Below are 19,328 nucleotides of genomic sequence, written 5' to 3' on the forward strand. Positions count from 1 at the left end.
AGGCGTCATTTTTTTTGCGTTGTGTTTGCGTGTTTAGCGAGTCTTTCTAGTTTCTCCTTAAGCGACGGTGGAGCGGACTGCGCCAGCGCTAGCAAATGCTCGCCAGTGGCTTGGCTCATACTGCGATTGGCTTGATAGGTCGAAGATTGGGATTCCACCTTGTTGGTGAGACGCTGCTGAGCTTCTGGATTTGTGGTAATTTTAACCAATGCACAGTCATGTAATCCAACTTTTCTAAATGCACTGAGAATATCCATTTTCAAAAAGTTTAATCGAGTAGCAAGCGTTGCTGAAGCAGCTTCTATTGTCAGTGTTCCTTCTTTGTAGTGAGCAACACGGCATTTCTTACTCAGGATAGGGCCTAGAGTCTCTTCCAAGCAGCTCTGTAACTGTGCCGCTTGGGCGCTTTTTTGGCCATATTGATTGAGTTTATCTGACCACCCACCCATCACTTCATCAAGCGGTTTTGGATTGTAGCGATTTTTAGCCAATGACTTACTTCCCATAGGTTGAAAAATAAAAAATAACCGCCATATCGGGATAATACGGAGTCAATTTACTCCGTACTGGTGGTTTCTCAGTCTTCTAAGTATATCAGAGACAAATTTTTGAGAAATCCAAAAGTACCAACATTTGTTGTCGAAAGCGCTTAGCTCTGTGCTCGAATAACTGAGTCGAGTTAGATGCTAACTAAACTTTATCACTTGCAACGGTACGCTTACGCCCAACAGTAAAGATTTCTTGCAATTGAACTTGGTATTATTTACCCAATAAGGTTTGCAGAAACAAAGAGTCTGGTATGATAGGGCATAATTTTAACTCGGCAAGATACAAAATGCTCACTCCTAAATTGGCAAAATGAAAACCGGAATTTAGGAACGCTTTTGTCGCCAACAGGACAAGCGCGACCCAGCCTTAACCACATTGGCTTAGAGAAATGGGTCAGCCAATACACAGAGTGAAACGGTTTAAACATGTTAGCAAATATTTTTACCAAAATTTTTGGTAGTCGTAATGATCGCACCATCAAAAACCTAAGAAAAACAGTCGCTTTAATCAATGCGTTAGAAGAGCAATATGACAAATTAAGCGATGATGAACTAAAAGCAAAAACGGCTGAATTTAAACAGCGTATTGAGCAAGGTTCAAGTCTAGATGATTTATTACCAGAGGCGTTCGCTACGGTGCGTGAAGCATCTAAGCGCGTATTTGGAATGCGTCATTTCGATGTGCAGATGATTGGTGGTATGGTGCTTCACCAAGGTCGTATTTCAGAAATGAGAACGGGTGAAGGTAAAACACTAACAGCAACATTACCTGCGTATTTAAATGCGGTTTCAGGTAAGGGTGTTCACGTTATTACCGTCAACGACTACTTAGCTAAGCGTGATGCCGAGACAAACCGTCCACTCTTTGAATTCCTAGGCCTTACTGTAGGTTGTAACGTACCAGGCATGATGCCACAGCAGAAAAAGCAAGCCTATGCAGCGGATATCACTTACGGCACCAATAACGAGTTCGGCTTTGATTACTTGCGCGATAACATGGCGTTTAGTGTTGAAGAGCGTGTACAACGTCCACTTAACTATGCGGTTGTGGATGAAGTGGATTCAATCCTAATCGACGAAGCGCGTACACCACTGATCATTTCTGGTCCTGCTGAAGATAGCTCTGAGCTTTATGCCGAAATCAATAAAATTGTGCCTGATCTTGTACAGCAAGAAAAAGAAGACGAAGAAGGCGTGGAAGGCGATGGCGATTTCACCATTGATGAAAAAGGTAAACAAGTTCACCTTACCGAGCGTGGTCAAATCAAAGTTGAAGAGTTACTGACTGAGCGTGGTTTGATTGAAGAAGGTGACTCGCTTTACTCAGCAGGTAATATTTCATTACTAAGCCATGTTTACGCGGCACTTCGTGCTCACAAGTTATATCAAAAAGACGTTGATTATGTTGTAAAAGATAACGAAGTTATCATCGTTGACGAGCACACTGGCCGTACGATGGAAGGACGTCGTTGGTCAGAGGGTCTTCACCAAGCCGTTGAAGCGAAAGAAGGGGTTCGTATTCAGAACGAAAACCAAACCTTGGCTTCAATCACATTCCAGAATTACTTCCGTTTATATAACAAGCTTGCAGGTATGACAGGTACAGCGGACACTGAAGCGTTCGAATTCCAGTCAATCTATGGCCTAGATACCGTAGTTATCCCAACCAACAAACCTATGGTTCGTGATGACCGTGCGGATCTTGTATATTTGACGCAAGAAGAGAAATTTGAAGCAATTCTTGAAGACATTCGTTCTTGCCAAGAACGTGGTCAGCCAGTGTTGGTGGGTACGGTGTCTATCGAAAGTTCTGAGTATCTTTCTCACTTCCTTCGCAAAGAAAAAATTGAACATAATGTACTGAATGCGAAATTCCACGCGCAAGAAGCGGATATTATCGCGGACGCGGGTCTACCGGGCAAGGTAACGATTGCGACGAATATGGCTGGTCGTGGTACGGATATCGTACTGGGTGGCAGCTGGCAGTCGGATGTTGAAAAATTAGAAAATCCGTCGGAAGAGCAAATAGCAGAAATTAAAGCAGCTTGGAAAGCGCGCCATGATGCAGTACTGGCTTCAGGTGGTTTACATATTATTGGTACTGAGCGTCACGAATCTCGCCGTATCGACAACCAGTTGCGTGGTCGTGCAGGTCGTCAAGGTGATGCTGGTTCAAGCCGCTTCTACCTATCGATGGATGACGCATTGATGCGTATCTTCGCAGGTGAGCGTATGACTAACATGATGCGCAAACTAGGTATGCAACGTGGTGAAGCTATTGAGCACCCATGGGTTAACCGTGCCATTGAAAATGCACAGCGTAAAGTAGAAGCGCGTAACTTTGATATTCGTAAACAATTACTTGAGTACGACGATGTTGCTAACGACCAGCGTAAAGTGGTTTACGAACAGCGTAACGAACTACTTGAAGAAGGCGATATCTCAGAGACTATCACCGCTATTCGTGAAGATGTATTGAATGCGACTATTGATCAGTATATTCCACCGCAAAGTCTGGCGGAAATGTGGGACATCCCAGCACTTGAAGAGCGCTTGAAAAATGACTTCCATGTTGAACTTCCGATTGCAAAATGGCTTGAAGAAGACAGTAAACTATATGAAGAAGTGCTACGCGATCGTATCGTAGAAGACGTTGATAAGGCGTACAAACAAAAAGAAGAGATGGTAGGCCCAGATGTATTACGCCACTTTGAAAAGGCAGTTATGCTACAAAGCCTAGATCAGCATTGGAAAGATCACTTAGCGGCAATGGATCATCTTCGTCAAGGTATTCATCTACGTGGTTATGCACAGAAGAATCCGAAGCAAGAATATAAGCGTGAGTCGTTTGAGTTATTCTCACAAATGCTTGAAAACTTAAAGATTGACGTTGTTAGCGTACTAAGTAAAGTTCAGGTTCGTGCTGAGGAAGATGTTGAGAAAGTTGAAGAGCAACATCGTAAGAGTGAGCAAGCACCACGTGAATATCAACACGAAGAGGTTGAGCGCGTAGGTGGTGATGCACCAGAAGGCGTGTCTGTTGCTCATAGAAATGAGCCAAAAGTAGGTCGTAATGATCCTTGTCCTTGCCAATCAGGCAAGAAGTTTAAGCAGTGTTGCGGAAAACTAAAATAACAGGCCCTAAATCTAAATTTGTATAAAAAGCGACGCTAAGTCGCTTTTTTTATGGAGTAAATGATGCAAAAAAAACGTGTTGAAGTCGCCGTTGGTGTGATTGAAAAAAATCAGAAAATCTTTGTATGCTTGAGAGGTGAAGATCAACATCAAGGTGGGCTTTGGGAATTCCCAGGCGGGAAAATGGAAGCCGGTGAAGATGTCTTTTCGGCATTGAAACGTGAGCTGCAAGAAGAGGTAGGCATTGAGATCTATAACTCATCTGAGCTAATGCGTATTGAGCACGACTATGCTGATAAAGCCGTATGTTTATACATTCATCATGTTGAGGACTTTTCCGGCGAAGCTCATGGCGCAGAAGGGCAGCCTTCTCAATGGGTTGCAGTTGAACAGTTGCATGAGCTCACGTTTCCTGAGGCCAATAAGGCGATTGTTGAATTATTACAAACGCGCAAAAATTAGTGACAAACTTTGTTACTAAATTAAGCACTCAGAGTCATAGTCATTCACTATGTGCATCGGTAGACTAGTGAATGACCGCTTACGTGTAAATAAACATCAGCTAACGACTTTCGTTGCTCTGAAGTTTGAGAGGACACACAGTTAGAAGGAATTCTTTTCAAGCCATCAGGTTATGTCTATATTCAATTCATTTGTATGTAATTTGAGCATTATTTTATCTAGATGAATGGGATACGACGTTTACAAGCGAAACTCTATCAGGGGAATAAAAATGAAAAAACTATCATTGACCGCTGCAAGTGTTGCACTTGCATTGGGATTGATTGGTTGTAGCGAACAACCGCAAACACAACAACAAAAACCAGCGGAACAAGCCGAAGCACAAAAGGCGGTTTTGAATTCTGGTATCGAATTGGAAAATATTGATAAATCAGTGCGTGCACAAGATGATTTTTACTTTCACGTTAATGGTCATTGGTTAGAGAAAACCAAAATCCCAGCAGACAAATCAAATTATGGTTCTTTCTCTCAGCTTTATGATGAGTCACAAAAAGCGCTGCGTAAAGTGCTTGAGAATGCTGCTAGCAACGGCTCAGCTAAAGTAGGTAGCGATGAGCAAAAGTTGGGTGCGTTTTATCAAAGTTATATGGACGAGGGCGCGAGAAACGAGTTGGGCTTAAACCCTGTTAAGCCTTATCTGAAAGAAATTCTAGACTTGAAGAGTAAATCGGAGCTACCAGCTATCTTTGCTAAAATGCGTTTAACCGGTGCTAGCACTCCATTCGGTTGGTATGTTAATAATGACGCTAAAAACTCAAGTGAAAATGCACTCTACATGTTCCAGTCAGGGCTTGGTTTACCTGATCGCGACTACTACCTGAAAGATGACGAAAAGTTTAGTAAAATTCGCGAGCAGTATCAGCGCTATATCGAACAATTGTTAGCTAAGGCTGGTCATAAAAATCCAGGCCAAGCTGCACTAAATATTATTGAGTTAGAAAAGCAAATTGCCGAGGCGCAATGGACACGTGTTGAAAGCCGCGACGCGACTAAAACCTATAACAAGCTAAGCAATGATGCGTTTAATCAATTAATGCCTGACTTTGATACATCAGCATTTTTAAGCGCACTTGGTATTAAAACGGATTCTCTTATTGTAAGCCAACCAAGTTTTTTTGAAGCGCTGTCTAAAATCATTGCAGATTCAAAGCTAGAAGCATGGCAAGACTACTTAACATTCCACTTTACCAATGACTACGCTGAGTTACTAAGTAAAGATGTAGTTGACCTTAAGTTTGGTTTCTTTGGTAAAACATTGACGGGTGTAGAAGAACAAGCGCCAACGTGGAAAAAGGCGGTGGATGCAAGTAATTCAGTACTGGGTGAAATGCTAGGCAAGATATACGTTAAGTCGTATTTCCCACCAGAAGCTAAGGCTAGAATGGAAGAATTAGTCGCAAACCTTATTAAAGGATTTGATCAAGCGATTGATGGCCTTGAGTGGATGAGTGCTGAAACTAAGATAGCTGCAAAAGATAAGCTCAATAAGTTTACGCCAAAGATTGGTTATCCTGACAAATGGAAAGATTATTCCGCACTTGAGATCAATCCTGATGATCTAGTCGGTAACTACGTACGTTATAGTCAATTTGCGAATCAGGAGATGATCGATAAATTAGGCAAGCCTGTGGACCGTAGCGAGTGGTTGATGACACCACAAACGGTGAACGCGTACTATAACCCAGTGAATAACGAGATTGTATTCCCTGCTGCGATTCTACAACCACCATTCTTTAACTTAGAAGCGGATGATGCAGTAAACTACGGCGCAATCGGTGCGGTTATCGGTCACGAATTAGGTCACGGCTTTGACGACCAAGGTGCGAAGTACGATGGTGATGGTAACCTACGTAATTGGTGGAGTGACTCTGACCTTTCACAATTCGAAGCGCGTAGCCAAAAGTTGGTTGAACAATTTAATGGTTTTAAACCATTTGAAGACGCTGGTGTTAATGGTCAACTGACACTGGGTGAAAATATTGGTGATTTAGGCGGATTAACTGTCGCTTATAAAGCGTACCAAATTTCACTAGGCGATCAAAAAGCGCCAGTTATTGACGGCTACACTGGGGAGCAGCGTTTCTTTATGGGCTGGTCACAAATTTGGCGTCGTAAGTATCGCGATGAAGAGTTGCGTAATCGTCTGATGACAGATCCGCATTCACCGAGTCATTATCGAGTGATTGGTGTGCTGCCAAATATGCCAGAGTTTTATAAGGCATTTGATGTGAAAGAAGGCGATAAGATGTATCTTAAACCAGAAGACAGAGTGAAAATCTGGTAATTTCACATTATGAATTCGCGGCGGTTTTATTGTGTTCTTTCAGTAAATCCGCCGCTTTTACAACATCTAATTACAGCCCTCTGAAGTTCTCACTAAATATCACATCCATTTCAGCACTTTCTGCAAGCACTCGCTATTTCTAAGGTCAAGTTCATCGCTATTTGATGGTATTTACAGCCAAATCAGAGTAGCTTCATTTTGTCTAACACAAGGATATGAAAAAATAATGATAGCGCTGTCATTTTAACTTTTATATGATGTTTAGGAACAATAAGTGATTAAATGATGTTCATTTAGAATTGAACATGAAGACTGGGAGCAAAAGATGAGAATAAAAACGACTTTGCTTGGGGCGATAATTGCTGGGTGCTCGTTCTATACACACGCATCATTTACGCAGCAGCAGTTAGCGCAATTTGCAAGTGACACGCATTTTGAATTTGCGGTAGAAAATAACTTTAGTAATGGTGCTGGGGGCTTTAGCGGTGCTATTACACTGACTAACAATTCAAAAGTTGATCTACCAAAAGGACAAAGCGATTGGCAAATCTATTTGCACTCAGTTCGTCATATTTCAACGGAAACAGCTGAAGGTCTGCGCTTTGAACATATTAATGGCGACCTTCATCGTATAACCCCTACCGATTCGTTCGCTGGCTTAAAAGCCGGTGAAAAGCTCAAGTTAGCTTTTGATGGTTCGGCTTGGGTTGCTGCATACAGCGATTTTATGCCGCGTGCCTTTATTGTGTCAGGTAAAAATAAGCCGGTCATTTTTGCAAATACTGATACAGAAGACATGACACAGTTCGTTGCGCCATTTGAGCGTGAGAACCAACTGAAAAGATACAATACACCTACCGATTACACGCAGATAGCGAATGCAGCGCTGCGTTTTGAACGTAATCAAAGCAATATTTCGGTCTCAAAAGAAGATGCGCTAAGACGTATCATTCCAAAGCCTGAGCACATCGACTTTAATCGTGGCGAAATCACCCTTAACAAAAACTGGCAGATCCGCTTTGCCGGACGCTTGAAGTCAGAAGTCGCCGTTTTTCAAGAAGACTTGTCAGAGTATGGACTGGATTTAAAAGCTGAAGCTAATCACGTGCCAGAAGGAAATATCCCGACGATCCGTCTTAAAGTTGCGAAAAGTCTAGGGCGCGATTATGACTACAACCAAGCCGGATCATATACATTAGATATTGATGATGATGTGATTGAAATCACGGGTATTGATAATGCTGGTGTGTTTTACGGTATTCAAAGTTTGCTTGCGCTATTTCCTGCCGATAGTAAAAATGAAATTACCTTGTCTCACGTAGAGATCAAAGACTCTCCGCGTTTTAGCTGGCGTGGTATGCATTACGACAATGCCCGTAACTATCATGGTAAAGATGCGTTATTTAAATTAATTGAACAGATGGCGCGTTATAAGTTAAATAAGTTCCATTGGCACTTCTCAGATGATGAAGGCTGGCGACTAGAGATCCCTGGGCTCCCTGAGTTAACGGAAGTCGGCGCATTCCGTTGTTTTGATTTACAAGAGCGTGAGTGCCTACTGACTCAGTTGGGCACAGGTCCTTTCAAAACGGGAAGTGGAAATGGTTACCTGTCTCGCGAGGACTTTGTAGAGTTACTTAAATTTGCCACCGCGCGTCATATTGAGATCATTCCAGAAATCGAAAGCCCAGGACATGCTCGTGCTGCGATTAAGTCGATGGAAGCGCGTTATCACAAATTGATGGAAGCAGGTAAAGCACAAGAGGCCAAAGCCTATCTTCTGAACGATATTGATGACACTTCAAAGTATCTAACCGTGCAACTCTATACTGATAACTCTATTAATGTTTGCTTGGACTCAAGCTATGCCTTTATGGAGAAGGTGGTATATGAACTGCAGGAAATGTATCGCGATGCTGGCACTATGTTAACGACAGTCCATTTTGGTGGCGATGAGGTTGGAAAGGGCTCATGGACTGAATCACCAGCATGTAATGAGCTATTTGCGGTCGCCGACAACGGAGTGGCTGGACCTAATGATTTAAAACCATACTTTACTCAAAAAGTTGCAAAATTGCTTGCTAAGCGTGGGATCACCCCTGCCGCTTGGGAAGATGGTTTAATGTATAACACCACGACGACCTTTAAACGTGATGAATTCCCAAATCCACAGTTTTTGGTAAATACTTGGGATAACATTTGGGAGTGGGGCGTTGCAGACAGAGCCCACCGTTTTGCAAACAACAATTACCAAGTTATTTTGTCTCACGGTACACATTTGTACTTTGATCACCCTTATGAAGCGCACCCTGAAGAGCGCGGCTATTATTGGGCAACTCGTTACACAGATACGAAAAAAGCATTTTCGTATATGCCAGATAATATTTATGCGAATGCGGACTTCACGCGAAACCGTGAGCCTATCGTGAACCTAGAAGCCTTAGTTGGTCGAGAGTTGCCCGCGCTTAAAAAACCGCAAAATATCCTTGGTATGCAAGGGCAAATATGGAGTGAGACCATTCGCTCGGAAGACCAAGTGTTACGATTGATTTTCCCTCGTTTGCTTTCGCTTGCGGAGCGTGCTTGGCATAAAGCGGATTGGGAAGGGCGTCGTATTAACCAAAAAGAGTTAAACAAGGACTTCTCAACCTTTGCCGCAGCCTTGTCTTTAAAAGAGATTGCAAAGTTACAAAACGATGGCATTAAGCCAAACCTTCCAGTTCCTGGTGCCAAGGTGGTGCTGGGTAAACTTGAAGCGAATAGTGCGTTCCCTTATCTTACAATTGAAGTGAGCTTAGACAATGGCGAATCTTGGCAGCCTTATACTGATCAGATGAGTGTCTCAGATGAAAGTAAGGTATTGTTGAGAACGCGAGCCGGAGAAAAAAATACGAGCCGTGTCACAGGGTTGAAATAAACCCTCGTATTCAGTTTATCGCAAAAAAGGGCAATGGCCCTTTTTTGGTGATAATTTTGCTCAAATTCTAACTGGTAATGAAATAGATTTTAACGTAAAGTTAAATGTCAGCGCTGTCATTTTTGTAAAAAAGCAGTGAGCAAAGCAAAAAATAACAAGGCAAAAAGCCATACAAACAATAAACGATGAGTAATGTTTATGGAAGCTACCGTGTCGAATACAACAAAACGAAGTAACGCGATCCCTATGGCAATTGTCGCAGCCATGTTTTTTATTCTTGGCTTTGTGACTTGGCTTAATGGGTCACTAATGCCATATTTGGAGCAAGTACTAAAACTAACTCCTCTCCAATCTTCATTTATTCTTTTCTCTTTTTATATTGCGGTGACATTTACAGCGGTTCCTTCCGCTCTAGTTATCCGTAAGGTGGGTTATAAAAATGGTATGGCCATCGCAATTGCGATGATGATGTGTGCAGCGTTGCTATATATTCCAGCGGCTAAAACACAAATGTTTGCATTGTTCTTGTTTGCTCAATTTACTATGGGTATTGGGCAAACATTATTACAAACTGCTGTAAATCCTTATGTGGTGCGTATTGGACCTGAAGAGTCAGCAGCTGTGCGCGTAAGTATTATGGGTATACTGAATAAAGGTGCTGGTATTGTTGCGCCGCTTGTATTTACCGCGTTGGTGCTGAGTAACTTTACTGATATGGCAGGTAAAGAGCTGACTCAAGCTGATATCGATGCAATGGCAAACGGTCTTATCGGGCCATATTTAGGCTTGGCTGCATTTATTGGTATTTTTGCCTTGGGTATTAAGTTTGCACCACTACCTGAAATAGAAAAAGATGATGAAGAAGAACATGGCTCAGTGAGAGAAGCGCTATCTCATCCTAATCTAAAGCTTGGTGTGATCGCACTGTTTTTGTATGTTGCAGTTGAAGTGATTGCTGGTGATACGATTGGTTCATTTGCGTTAGCGCTGGGTGTTGAAAAATATAGTGTGATGACCTCTTATACTATGGCTTGTATGGTTACGGGCTATATTTTGGGTATTATATTGATCCCGAGAGTAATATCGCAGGAGAGGGCGTTAACAGCATCTGCCGTGCTTGGTGTGCTTCTCACGCTCGCAATTTCATTTGGCAGCCCAGACTCATTTGTCATTTCAAATCTATTTGGATTATCAGCGTTGCCTGATATTCTATTGATGGTCGCTATTTTAGGTTTAGCAAATGCCATTATGTGGCCTGCTATTTGGCCACTCGCATTATCTGGACTTGGCAAGCTAACCAGTGTAGGCTCTGGTTTATTGGTTATGGGTATTGCCGGTGGTGCATTCGGTCCAGTATTCTTAGGTTTAGCTAAGGGCACATCTGGCACAGTGGAATCACAGCAAATTGCACACCTTGTAATGTTACCTTGTTATCTATTTATAATCTTCTACGCTGTGAAAGGTCATAAGATCAAAAAGAAAGCGTAGCAAGAAAATGTAAAGCATTTCTATGTATGTAGAAATAATCCCGTGTGTGATGCCACCTGAATAAGGTGGCATTTTTTTATGCCTAAATCACTCCCTTACCTGCAAAACCGGTTTAATGCTGAGATCTTTTTCGCGATATAAAATCGCTGCTACGCTGATGTCTGGTGCTTATTGTTTGGTGTTTGCCGTGTAGGAGCTACTTTATATAGCGAGGGTTTTATTCTTAAGTCGCGATATAAAATCGCTGCTACGCTGATGTCTGGTGCTTATTGTTTGGTGTTTGCCGTGTAGGAACTACTTTATATAGTGAGGGTTTTATTCTTAAGTCGCGATATAAAATCGCTGCTACGCTGGTGTCTGGTGCTTATTGTTTGGTGTTTGCCGTGTAGGAGCTACTTTATGTAGCGAGGGTTTTATTCTTAAGTCGCGATATAAAATTGCTGCTACGCAGGTGTTTAGTGCTTGTTGTTTGGTGTTGGTCGTGTAGGAGCTACTTTATGTAGCGAGGGTTTTATTCTTAAGTCGCGATATAAAATCGCTGCTACGCTGGTGTCTGGTGCTTATTGTTTGGTGTTGGTCGTGTAGGAGCTACTTTATGTAGCGAGGGTTTTATTTTTAAGTTGCGATATAAAATCGCTGCTACGCAGATGTTTGGTGTTTATTGTGTAGGAGTGATGTGTGCGTAAAAATATAAAATGGGAATGAATTTATAAAAAGAGTGGGGCGACTGATGGGACTTGAACCCACGACAACCGGAATCACAATCCAGGGCTCTACCAACTGAGCTACAGCCGCCACAAAAGACTTGAACACCTTGTCTGGTGTGGCGCGCATAATACATAAGTTTTTTCCAAATGCAAAGGGAAATATCGAAAAAACTTAATAAAAGTTTTTTTTCGGAGATTATTTCCGCATACAGCAAATATTCATATATCCTATGTATGATCCAGCCGATCTAATGATAAATAACTGCTTAATATAAAAAGGGGGATGAGTATGGAAGCTGTTTGGAAATGGGTTAATGAGAACTCAGATTTAATCTTACACTATGTGCTTCAAGGCGTTATAGCACTAATAATTTTCTTCGTTGGCTTAAAACTAGCTAAGCTCAGTGCTGATCTCACTGAAAAAGCATTTGGTAAACGCAAAGTAGATAAAGCGGTAGGCTCATTCGTTGCCAATATTGCTTATGCGATTGTTTTTGCCGCGACGCTGCTTATGGCATTATCTCAGGTAGGTATCGAAACCACCTCATTCATTGCTATTTTAGGTGCCGCAGGCTTGGCTGTTGGTCTTGCCCTGCAAGGCTCACTTTCTAATTTTGCATCTGGCGTACTTATTATTATGCTGCGTCCGTTCAAGTCAGGAGACTATATTGAAGCTGGCGGCAAAGCCGGTAGTGTACAAAAGATAGAAATCTTCTCTACAGAGCTTCGTACTCCTGATAACAAAGTAATTGTAATGCCAAACTCTGCCATTATGTCCGGTGCGATCGTTAACTACTCACGCGAAAAAACACGTCGTATTGACCTTGTAATTGGTGTTGGCTATGACGCCGATCTACGAGAAGCAAAAGCGGTATTAAAGTCTGTACTAGACAATGAATCACGTATTTTGAAAGAGCCAGCTTATACGGTAGCAGTGCTGGAGCTTGCCGACTCAAGTGTTAACTTTGTTGTTCGTCCTTGGGTTAAAACAGAAGAGTACTGGCCAACGTATTTCACGCTTGTGGAAAATATTAAGATTGCGCTAGACGAAGCTAATATTACCATTCCATTCCCGCAAATGGATGTTCACCTACACAAAGATCAGTAAAAAGGTTAGTTAGAAATGAAATTGAAGGTTTTAACCTGTTGTATTCTTATGGCTGCCAGCGCTAATGCAGCAGCAGAAGGTAAAGCTAAGAAACCACAGAAAGTTTGGGATGTAACCAGTGAAGTTGGTGCGATAATCACCAGTGGTAACACTGAGACAACAACGCTTAAAGGCGGGATCAAAGCTAAACACAATCTAACTAACTGGAACAACGAGTACAAGTTAGATGGCTTCTATAAAGAAGACACGCGTGAAAACGATGCTGGTGTAGACATTACATCTCGTACCAATGAAAAATACTCCGCGTCAGTTCAAGGCAACTATAAGTTAAACGAAGATAATAGCCACCTATTTGTGTTTGGTTCTTATGTTTCAGATTATTTTGGTGCTTACCGTAGCGAAGCAGTTATTTCAGTGGGTTACGGTCAACGTTTATTCGAAAATGACGATATGTATCTTAACGCTGAAATCGGTCCTGGTGTAAAGCGCTTCGAGCACCAAGACGATAGCACTGAACTTGACGATGATGGTGAATTGTTAGCTGGTACTTCTGAAAGCGAGTTCATTGGTGTCGGTAAACTAGATTACCAGTGGCAAATTTCAGAAAATGCGCGTTTTACACAGCTTATCGCGATTGAATACGGTGATACAAATACTAAGACAACCTCTGAAACGGCGCTGTTAACCAAAATAAATGGTTCGCTTCAAATGAAAGTGGCATATAACATTATCCACAACTCTGACGTTGCGGATGGCAAAGAAAATACTGATACAGAAACTTCACTTACTTTGGTTTACAGTTTCTAACAAGTATCTTCCCAAAGGGCACTCATGTGCCCTTTTAATTCTTCCAAACTTCGGTAGAATGCTCAAAGTTTAACAAAAGTCTATAATGGAAGAGATTTCAGTGAAGTTCTTCAGAATAATATTGCTCTCAGTTTTTATTCTTATATCGCACCAATCAGTTGCGATGACACCAAGCAAACAGCAAATAGAACAGTTCAAAAAGCTCCCTAAAGCTCAGCAGGAAGCCCTTGCGAAGCGCTATGGCATCGATCTAAGTACTTTAGATAGCAAAACATTAGGCAATAAAGAGAAAGAAGAAAAAGATACTTCGATTCAACCTCGAAACAAAAATGGATTGCTGGAAGAGGAAGAAGAGGAAGATAAGTTTAAGCCGAAGCAGGAAGAGCTAAAGCCTTTTGGTTATGAGCTTTTTGCAGGTGAGCCTTTAACATTTATGCCTTCTGAGTTGGCTGCAATTCCTGATACTTATTTGTTGGGTATTGGCGATCTGGTGAAGATCAATTTGTATGGTAAAACCAACGAAGAACATGAAGTTCAAATTGACAGAGAAGGGCGTCTTGCAATTCCAAACCTGAGCCCGGTTCACGTTATTGGTTTGTCATTTAAAGAGCTAAAAGCACTGATCACAAAAAAAATATCAGAAGAAATGATCGGAGTTCAAGCTTTTGTCTCTATGGGTGAGCTAAACCCTATGCGCATTATGGTAGTGGGTGAAGCATACAAGCCTGGTAGTTATACGGTTTCACCGCTTGCGACAGTGACCCATGCGCTATTTGTTTCTGGCGGTGTAAGTGATAGTGGTTCGCTTAGAAAAATTCAAGTAAAGCGAGCGGGTAAGCTAGTTACCACATTTGATTTATACGACTTATTGCTGTTTGGTGATAGCTCTGATGATGTAGTCCTAAAGCCTGGCGATGTTGTATTTATCCCGCCTGCAGCTAAGAAGATTAAAGTAAAAGGTGAAGTTAACCGCCAAGCCATCTTTGAGCTTAAAGAGTCAGACACGCTTGAGAGTGTAATGGCCATGTCAGGTGGTTTCAAAGCGAACGCAAACAAGTCAAAAGTAGTCGTATCACGTTACAACGGTGATGGAAGGCGCATTACCCTGAACTACAACTTTACTGAAAATACGAGTTATAAGCCGCAGAACGGTGATGAAATATCCGTAAATGCCGCATCAACTCGTTTTCAAAACACTGTAACTGTGGTTGGTGCAGTAACTAGCCCAGGGCATTATGAATGGCACCAAGGTAAGACGCTAAAGGATGTATTTAGTGCGCCAAGGGAAGATTTGTTATCTATCGCCGACTTCGGGTACTCACTGATTATCCGTGAAGTAAACTTTGAAGGTGATATTGAGATCATTCAATTCTCTTTGCAAGATATCTTTAACGGTAAATCTGGAGATATTGAGCTGGTTTCTAACGACAGTATTGTTGTATTTAGCCGCTATCAACTGAAAGAAGAAGAAGAGCAGTTGCTGGAAGACCTTGCTTATAATAAAGAGCAGCTGAAATTGCGTGAAAACGTAAAGCTGTGGGAGCAGTTTGAGCGTGATGAATTTTTAAAATATATCGGCTTAAAAGAAGATGAGCTGTTCGAACTTGAGGAAGAAGTTGAGCTGATCACAAGTATCGATGCGCTGTTCCAAGAGCCAAAAGAAGTAGAAGACGAAGAGTATGCGGTTTTTAGTCGTCAAAAGCTATTAGCACCTATTCTAGCCAAGCTGCAAAGACAGGCAACACCAACAGAGCCAGCGCAATTATTTGCTGTAAATGGCCAAGTTAAGTTTCCTGGCGTGTATCCTTTATCAAAAAATGCTAATTTTCAAAAAGCGGTACAGGCTGGCGGTGGATTTCTTGAAGCGGCTTATCTTGAGCAAGTGGAGTTGACCCGTGTTGTATACGATGATGGTAAACAGGTTGAACATATCCAATTTAATGGTGTAAATGAACTGGCGAATCCAACACAGGCGCTAACCAGCAAAGATACTGTAAACATCTTCCCTAGACCTAATTGGCAGGAAAGGCTTCAAGTTAAAGTTGTGGGTGAAGTTAAATTTCCAGGTACGTATACTATCAAACGCGGTGAGACGCTTGATAGCCTGCTTGAAAGAGTGGGTGGCTTTAACCAATTTGCACACAAAGAAGCGGCTATTTTTACTCGTGAGTCCATTAAGCGTAAAGAAACTTCACAAATCCAACGTTTAACACAAGAGCTAAGACGCGATATTATTACCAATACTTTCCAGAAGAGCGCGACTGCGAATACCTCAATGCCATATGAAGATATGGACAAGATTTTGAGAGATTTATCTAAAGTTGAAGCGTTAGGACGTCTTGTTATTGATTTAGACAAACGCTCGACACAAGCATTACAGCTAGAAGATGGAGATGCGCTATATATTCCTGCGGTACAAGACTCTGTCAGTGTTATTGGTGAGGTCAACTTGGCAGCAACGCACTTATTTGATTCGTCTAAATCAGTTGATGACTATATTAAAGCGAGTGGTGGTCTAAAACAAAAAGCGGATGATGAACGGATCTATATTATCAAAGCTAATGGTTCAGTAGAGCTCCCAGGCTCAGGGACTTGGTTTGCTGTGAGTAGTCATGCTAACCAACTAGCTCCTGGTGATACGATTGTTGTACCGCTTGATGCTCAACATATCGATAGCTTGACGCTTTGGAGTACTGCAACACAGATTATTTATCAATTAGGTCTAGCTGCTGCTTCAATTGCAACACTTAACAAGTAAAAAGTAACAACTAAATAATTGTCTTTAAGTCAAAGAACCTATTAACAATTATTTACGGAAAAACTGACTTTACTCATACAGGTATTGACAACCTCTGATGGTTGAGTAAAGTGGTGTGCGCTCAAGTGAACACTGGCTTAATTAAAGGTTATAAGCGCTTAAAGTTCACAAAATGAACAGTTTGTGGTTGATTGCAATTTATTGTGAGAAATTATTAACTTTGTAGAAATTTTAATTTATGATGGGGCTTGAATTAAATGTTAGTTCTTATCATAATGGTAGAGCCTAGATTTGATGCTACATGTTTGTGCAGTATCGGTCGGGCCCTTTAACTTATTTAACGTTTTGCTATACTCTGGTGTCCAGAGTGTGTAAATATTAACTGAAAACATAAAGTGTCCACCGGATACATGGAGATAAAAATGAAGCGTTTTAATAAAGTCGCTTTAGTTCCTGCTGCAGTTGCTGCTGTATTAGCAGGTAACGCTTACGCAGGTACAGAAGCTTGTTTCGAAATTTACGACACAACTGATGCTGCAGCTGTAGACCACATCAAAGCATTTGAAACACGTTATACTGGCGCAACTTGTATTGTAGAAAGCAAGCGTGGCGGTGCATCTGCTTCTGACCTTGAGCCAACAAAAGAATCAAAGGTAGCTTACGAGCTAACTGGTGATTTAGCGCTAGACTTTGACAATGTAAACTTATCAGCTGCTCCTGCTACTGAAAGAGACATTCAAATTGTTTACGTACCAACAACAAACATCCCTTCAAGTTCTAGATTAGTATTTAAACTAGATGGTGCGATTTTCCACGGTAACGCGAACAAAATCCACCTAGTTAAAGATAAAGACGGTGAAGCTGATGCTACTGGTGCTGATGACGGTTTCGAAGCGGTAGCGGATGCGGATGGCGTTTTTGACGGTTCTAACACGCTTACTTTCCTAACTAAAGACATCGAAATTCGCGCAGGAACCCGTTTAGTACTTTCTAGATCAGAAAATGCTGATACTACAACTGCAGCTACTCTAAAGCCTATCAGCATTAAGATTGAAAATGATGTATGTACATCAACAACTTCAACTAAATCTGTTACGCTTAAAGTAACTAGCGCAACTACAGATGGCGGTGGTTCAATCACTGGTGCAACGTCTGTTGCTCATAAGCTAGTTGATATTTCACCTCAGTTCTATGCACTACAAGATAGTGAGTCAACTGAAGTTAAAGTTAACGCTGAAAGTGAAGACTACGCAAACCAAGCTATCGTAGCTCGTACAGAGTTTGTTTACGAAAAAGGTACTTCAACTGTAAACAAGACACAAGCAATCTACCCAGCAGGTTTCTATGACCGCGCAACTCTGCTTGACCGTGCAATCACTCTTTCAACAGATGATCACCTAGAAACTAGCTTTGTTTCAAGTGGTGCTCCTGGCGCAAGTGTACAGTATGGTATCTACGATACTCGCACTGCAGCATCAGGTGTAGTTACTTCAGTAGCTGATGAAATCGCTGTAGAAACAGGCACTGCAAAAGGTGTTATCACTGTAGGTGATGCAACTAAGAAAGTGTATGATACTGAAGCTACAGACTTGTTTGTTAACGGTGCAGAAGCTAACCCTGCAGCTGCTACGGACCCACGTTTTGGCGCTCAATACAACCAAGCGTTCTACACAGTTGAAACTAAAGACTCAACTAAGATCATGAACTTCAACTATGAAGTTACTACTAACTACAAGCTTAACTTTGCTGATGACAAGTATCTTGATCACTGTGATATGAAGCCTGTTACTCACAAAGTTGGTGTAAATGGTGCGGTTCTTAAAGTTCCTTACACTGTTAACGCAGAAGGTAACTTTGTACGTGTAACTAACGAGCACGACAAATCAGCTGAAGTAACTGTTGACGTATTTGGTGAGTCTGCTGACGGTACTGAAGGTAAGCGCAGAGTACTAGCAGTTGACCTAGGTATGGTTCCTGCTCAGTCTTCAGTTGTTTACTTCGTTCCAGACGTAATCGCTCAAGCGGAAACGCAAAAAGGTTACACTGGTGCTGACGGTGGTTACGCTGCTAAGTCTCTAGGTGACAATGCATCTAACGCTGTATCAAGCAACGCTCGTCACACGCTAACATTCACTGTTACAGCTCCTAGAGATTCTGTACACGGTGTATCTGTACAGCGTATCACTGGCGGTGTTGACCGTGTAATGCCAGTTCTTGACCAAAACGAGTGGTCACAATAATTTAAACTAATTTAGTTTACTAAAAACCCTCGCGAATGCGGGGGTTTTTTTTTAAGGTTGAAGTAATGAAGAAGTTAATTTTACCAACATTTTTTATGGCTCTGGCAGGCTGCCAACCAGCGGATAATAGCGCTGAGCTGAGGCAAGAAATTGAAAAGCTAAAATCAAATCAGCAACAAATTGCTGTGCGTATTGGTATGGCCGAATTGGTTAAGCCTGACACTTTAGTTGTAGCAGAAGATGCAAAATGGATTGGTAATAAAGACGCAAATATTGTGGTAATGGAGTATACCGACTTACACTGTCCTTTCTGTAAAAAGTATCAACAGAATGTATGGCCTGAATTTAAAGAAACATTTGTAGATAGTGGTAAAGTGGCCTACGTTGCGCGGGAATTCCCATTAGCACAGATCCACCCTAACGCTCCATTTGCTGCTGTGGCACTCAAATGTGCAGATAAGCAAGGTCAATATGAAGAAGTAAAGAACTACTTATTCGAACTAGGCAATGACCTATCTAACGATACAACTGCAGAAATGGCAGAAAAGTTTGGTTTAGATAAAGAAAAGCTGGACGCATGCGTAGTTGATAAAGAAGTACATGCAGCAATTGATACTTCTTTACAAGAAGCTGCATTGTTAGGTTTAAAATCAACACCAACCTTTGTTATTGGTAAACAAGTAGACGGTAAAATTGAAGATTATCGAATTGTGGTTGGTGCTGGCGAAATTACAAAATTAAGCAGTGTGATCGACACTTTAAGCTCAGCAAAGCTGGACTAAAAAAATCACTATGGTAGATTGTGCGGGGGCTA

The 19,328-nt window shown here is 41.7% G+C and carries 11 protein-coding genes and 1 tRNA gene; 10 read left to right on the forward strand and 2 right to left on the reverse strand.

Annotated features, from left to right (window positions below; genetic code table 11):
• Positions 1-5: 5 nt before the first annotated feature.
• Entirely contained in the window at positions 6-491 is a 486-nt protein-coding gene (locus L3V43_RS09695; protein ID WP_237116464.1) for a DciA family protein, read from the reverse strand.
• Positions 492-974: 483 nt separating this feature from the next.
• Between L3V43_RS09695 and secA the strand changes: the two genes are divergently transcribed.
• The 5 genes from secA (at position 975) to L3V43_RS09720 (ending at position 10,894) form a co-directional block, all read left to right on the forward strand.
• Entirely contained in the window at positions 975-3,683 is a 2,709-nt protein-coding gene (gene secA / locus L3V43_RS09700) for a preprotein translocase subunit SecA (protein WP_237116465.1), read from the forward strand.
• A 63-nt stretch (positions 3,684-3,746) separates the two neighbouring features.
• Complete coding sequence (gene mutT / locus L3V43_RS09705) at positions 3,747-4,145, forward strand: 8-oxo-dGTP diphosphatase MutT (protein ID WP_010605794.1); 399 nt, start codon at positions 3,747-3,749, stop codon at positions 4,143-4,145.
• A 271-nt stretch (positions 4,146-4,416) separates the two neighbouring features.
• Entirely contained in the window at positions 4,417-6,489 is a 2,073-nt protein-coding gene (locus L3V43_RS09710) for a M13 family metallopeptidase (protein ID WP_237116466.1), read from the forward strand.
• 325 nt (positions 6,490-6,814) lie between these two features.
• Entirely contained in the window at positions 6,815-9,406 is a 2,592-nt protein-coding gene (locus L3V43_RS09715) for a family 20 glycosylhydrolase (protein ID WP_102056083.1), read from the forward strand.
• Positions 9,407-9,652: 246 nt separating this feature from the next.
• Entirely contained in the window at positions 9,653-10,894 is a 1,242-nt protein-coding gene (locus L3V43_RS09720) for a sugar MFS transporter (protein WP_171039497.1), read from the forward strand.
• Between the two features lie 719 nt (positions 10,895-11,613).
• Here the strand turns inward: L3V43_RS09720 and L3V43_RS09725 are convergent.
• Positions 11,614-11,689, reverse strand: a tRNA-His gene (locus L3V43_RS09725).
• Between the two features lie 201 nt (positions 11,690-11,890).
• Between L3V43_RS09725 and L3V43_RS09730 the strand changes: the two genes are divergently transcribed.
• The 5 genes from L3V43_RS09730 to L3V43_RS09750 all read left to right on the forward strand — a co-directional run bounded on the left by L3V43_RS09730 (position 11,891) and on the right by L3V43_RS09750 (position 19,296).
• Complete coding sequence (locus L3V43_RS09730) at positions 11,891-12,709, forward strand: mechanosensitive ion channel domain-containing protein (RefSeq protein WP_010605790.1); 819 nt, start codon at positions 11,891-11,893, stop codon at positions 12,707-12,709.
• A 15-nt stretch (positions 12,710-12,724) separates the two neighbouring features.
• Positions 12,725-13,516 (forward strand): DUF481 domain-containing protein, encoded by a 792-nt coding sequence (locus L3V43_RS09735; RefSeq protein ID WP_010605789.1) that lies wholly within the window; start codon positions 12,725-12,727, stop codon positions 13,514-13,516.
• A gap of 163 nt (positions 13,517-13,679) precedes the next feature.
• A complete protein-coding gene (locus L3V43_RS09740; protein WP_235366803.1) occupies positions 13,680-16,274 on the forward strand; it encodes an SLBB domain-containing protein in 2,595 nt (864 codons plus the stop codon).
• 422 nt (positions 16,275-16,696) lie between these two features.
• Positions 16,697-18,514 carry a hypothetical protein gene (locus tag L3V43_RS09745; RefSeq protein WP_102056085.1) on the forward strand — a complete coding sequence of 606 codons (1,818 nt, stop codon included), beginning with the start codon at positions 16,697-16,699 and terminating at the stop codon, positions 18,512-18,514.
• A 65-nt stretch (positions 18,515-18,579) separates the two neighbouring features.
• Positions 18,580-19,296 (forward strand): thioredoxin domain-containing protein, encoded by a 717-nt coding sequence (locus L3V43_RS09750; protein ID WP_010605786.1) that lies wholly within the window; start codon positions 18,580-18,582, stop codon positions 19,294-19,296.
• The last annotated feature ends 32 nt before the right edge of the window (positions 19,297-19,328 follow it).

Source organism: Pseudoalteromonas sp. L23 (assembly GCF_021728455.1).
GTDB lineage: Bacteria > Pseudomonadota > Gammaproteobacteria > Enterobacterales > Alteromonadaceae > Pseudoalteromonas.